The following is a 2,580-nucleotide window of genomic DNA, read 5'->3' as shown; positions in this document are numbered from 1 at the left end:
CGGGGAGACCCCCGCGCGGCGCGACGCGGACCGGTCAGTCAGCGGGGCCGGTGTCGCGGAGGGTGTCCCGCGCGGGCATGGCCGAGGCGTAGGACCTGGCGATCGTGGCGCGGGTGGCCGCCACCCTCTTGCGGGCCGCACGGACCCGGCGGCGACGGACGACGGAGTTGGTGGCAGTGCTGCCGAAGTGGTGTAAGCGATGTTCGTTCATGGCCGACCCCAAAGATCTACCTGGCTTCCCGTACTCGCGAGTACCCCGTACCGCTCAAGATCACGCCTGGTGAAGGGAAACAACTTGCCCCTTCGGGCAATCGGTCACAACCGCACCACAACCACCGCTCTGTACACCTTCGGTCATGAGTGACGGAAGATGGGGGGAACGTATGCGCGCCAAGGTGTTCGCGGTGGTGGCGGCGGTGGCCGCCGCCACGGTGGGGAATGTCGTCGCTGGCGGGGTGAGCGCGGCCGCGGTGCCATCGGTGTGTGCGGCACCCTCGGTGTCGGTGGCCGACGTGCGGCAGTACGAGGGGTCGGGGGGAGGCACCAAGACCTTCGCGGTCACCGTGACGATGGCACCGCCGGCGGCCGGCTGCCCGGCGACGGGCTCGGTGCGTTACCGGACGGTCGAGGGGACGGCGGAGGACGGCCAGGACTACGTGGCCGCGACCGCGATGCTGAGCTGGACCACGCCCGGTCCCCGGGTCGTGCCGGTCCAGGTGGTGCGCGACGACCAGCACGAGCAGGAAGAGGACTTCACGGTCGAGCTGTTCAGCCCGCGCGGCGTGACCATCGCGGGCGGCGCCGGGAGCGTGTCGGTGCTCAACGACGACGGCGGCTCCTCCGGCGACGGTCTCGTGGTGGCGATCATGGAGGGCGGGATCTGCTGGTGGCCCTCCGACGTGTGCGCGATTCCCTTGCGCCTCAACACGATCGCCCAGGTGCCGGTCTCGCTGAGCCTGCAGACGGTGGACGGGACCGCGGTGGCGGGCAAGGACTACGTGCCGGTCAAGAAGCAGATCGTGACCATCCCCTCGGGCGCGGACCGCGTGAACGTGCCCGTCGAGCTGCTGGCGGGCGCCGCGCAGGGTGAGTACTTCGGCGCGGAGATCACCGGCGTCGACGCGGGCACGATCGGCGTGGGACGGGCGAAGATCACGATCCGGGAGGGGTGAGCGCCTCGGCCTCGGCCGTGGCGTTGACCCGGAGGTAGAGGTGCACGGCGCGGCCGCGGTGCAGGGACGCGGCCGCGCCGTTGCCGCGCGCGGCGGCGAGCTCGGCGAGGTCGCGGTGGATGTGTGCCTCCTCGAAGCCGTCGGGGACCTGGGAGCGGACCGCGAGGGCATGCTCCAGGTGCCCGGCGGCCTCGTCGTGCCTGCCGGCACGCAGGTGCACCCGGCCGATCAGCTCCAGCGCGATCGCCTCGCCGTTGCGGTCGTGCACGGCGCGGGTGACCGCCAGCGACTGTCCGAAATGGTCCAGCGCGGCGGCCGGGTCGCCGGCCGCGAGGTGGGTGATCCCGCAGTCGCGCAACAGTTCCCACTCCAGCCACCGGTCGCCGATCTCCCTGCTGATGGCCAGCGCCTCGGCGAAGTCGCGCAGCGCGTCGGCGTGCCTGCCCAGGTCGCGGTGCGCCTCGCCCAGGGTGTCGAGGGTGCCCGCGCGGAGCCGCGCGTTGCCGATGTCGTCGAAGATCTCGAGCGCGGCCGCCAGCGGCGCGAGGCTCTCCTGCGCGCGGCCCATCCGCACGAGCGCGTAACCGAGGTTGCGCTTGGACAGTGCGACGCCGATCAGGTTCCCGGCGGCCGTGGCCCGCTCGCCGGCCTCGCGGAAGACCGGTACCGCCTCGTCGAACCGGCGGAGCTCGGCGTAGGCGTTGGCGAGGTTGTTGAGCACGTGCCCCTCCCCCGCGAGGTCGCCGAGGTCGCGGACCACGCCGAGCGCGGTCCGGTTGGTCTCCACCGCCTCGGTGAGCCTCCTGGTCATGTAGTAGGCGACGCCGAGCGCGCGCAGCATCTCCGCCTCCGCGGCCCGGTCGCCGCTGTCGCGGGCGGCACCGAGCCCGGCGCGGCAGAGGTCGACGCGCTCAGTCCAGTGGCCGCTCACCTCGTAGAAGCTGGTGAGCAGGTACACCAGGTGCCACGCCGAGGTGGACATGCCCTGTTCGCGCGCGTACTGGACCACCGGAAGGAAACCGTCCCGTTCGGACTCCAGGAACGCCGTCGCATCGTGCCTGCTCGCCGGGAAGGGCAGTGGGGGCAGGGGGAACCGGAACGTGGGCTTCACCGCGTCGCGGTCGGGGTTGACGAGCCGGTTGGCCTCGTCGGCGATGAACAGGTACCAGTCGACCAACCGCCCGGCCACCGCGGCAGGCTCCTCCGCGACGGCGCGGTCGCGGGCGAACTCGCGGATCAGGTCGTGGAAACGGTAGCGGTCCTCCCCCGCGCCGATCACCAGGTGCGCACCGGACAGCTCGCCGAGGGTCGCGCGGCCCCGCGCGACGGGCACGTCGGCCAGCGCCGCACCGAGGTGGACGCACACCGTCGGCGCCGGCACGGTGCCGAGCAGCCGCAGCATCCGCGC

2 protein-coding genes are annotated in these 2,580 nt (G+C 72.6%); one reads left to right on the top strand and one right to left on the bottom strand.

Annotation, left to right across the window (positions count from 1 at the left end; translation table 11 throughout):
* Positions 1–356 precede the first annotated feature (356 nt).
* Positions 357–1,172: a Calx-beta domain-containing protein gene (locus tag WBA97_RS13690; RefSeq protein ID WP_424231159.1), complete on the top strand. Its 816-nt coding sequence runs from the start codon at positions 357–359 to the stop codon at positions 1,170–1,172.
* Here the strand turns inward: WBA97_RS13690 and WBA97_RS13685 are convergent.
* Positions 1,153–2,580: tetratricopeptide repeat protein (locus WBA97_RS13685; protein WP_424231158.1), on the bottom strand; the 1,428-nt coding region annotated here is incomplete at its 5' end. The two genes, WBA97_RS13690 and WBA97_RS13685, sit on opposite strands and share 20 nt — an antisense overlap.

It is taken from the genome of Actinophytocola sp. (genome assembly GCF_049647105.1).
GTDB lineage: Bacteria > Actinomycetota > Actinomycetes > Mycobacteriales > Pseudonocardiaceae > Actinophytocola.
This window is presented reverse-complemented; position numbering and strand designations above follow the sequence as displayed.

Coding starts and splice junctions, on each gene's coding strand:
- WBA97_RS13690 (WP_424231159.1), top strand. CDS start 357: ATGAGTGACGGAAGATGGGGGGAACGTATGCGCGCCAAGGTGTTCGCG.